Source organism: Campylobacter concisus (assembly GCF_902460595.1).
In the GTDB taxonomy this organism is placed as follows: Bacteria; Campylobacterota; Campylobacteria; order Campylobacterales; family Campylobacteraceae; genus Campylobacter_A; species Campylobacter_A concisus_BL.
The window spans coordinates 1-646 of the sequence record NZ_CABPVA010000048.1 but is presented as its reverse complement, the minus strand read 5'-3'; the positions used below and the strand labels follow the sequence as shown (position 1 = coordinate 646).

1 protein-coding gene is annotated in these 646 nt (G+C 48.3%); it reads right to left on the bottom strand.

The features are described from left to right. Positions 1-532: lipid-binding SYLF domain-containing protein (locus tag F3G86_RS10255; protein WP_149723791.1), on the bottom strand; the 532-nt coding region annotated here is incomplete at its 3' end. Positions 533-646: the final 114 nt, after the last annotated feature.

The window sequence follows — 646 nt, the reverse complement described above, 5'->3', positions numbered from 1 at the left end:
GCGCGTCGTTAGTTTTAGCTAGCACCGCTCCGCCAAAGCTCGCCCCGGCAAAAAACCCGTCGTTGTCCGTATACGCGTAAATATCGCTCGTAAAGCTAAAATCGCTCACTCTGCCATAAAATTTGCCCGTATCGGCAAACGCAAACGATGCGTCGGCGTTTATCGTAATTTTGGCGTCTTTTATGTCGGCTACGAGGCTATCTTTCAGGATAAATAACACAAGCGAGCTATTTTCGTAACCAACCTGCAACCCGATACTGCCGCCGCTGATATCCACAACCATCATTTCGCTTGGCGCATACGGATTTCCCACGAGCATCACGCCCTTGCCGTGCATACCGCCCAGCACAAAGCCCACCTTGGTGATACTTGGAAAAACGACGACCGCTTTTGCATTTTGGAGCAAAGCCTTAACCGGTGCGTCCGAGTTTTTATGCATCGTCGTCGTAAAAGAATTTGATGCGTCTAGCACGAGTTCGTCGTTTGCCACGAGCGCTAAAACGCAAAAAATCGCTAGTAAAATTTCTCTCATTTTCTACCTGAATTTGACCTATTTCGCCATTTCTATGGCTCTAGTTTCTCGGATCACGTTTACTTTGATCTCGCCCGGATACTGCAGCTAATCTCGTATGCCGTCTTCTGCTTG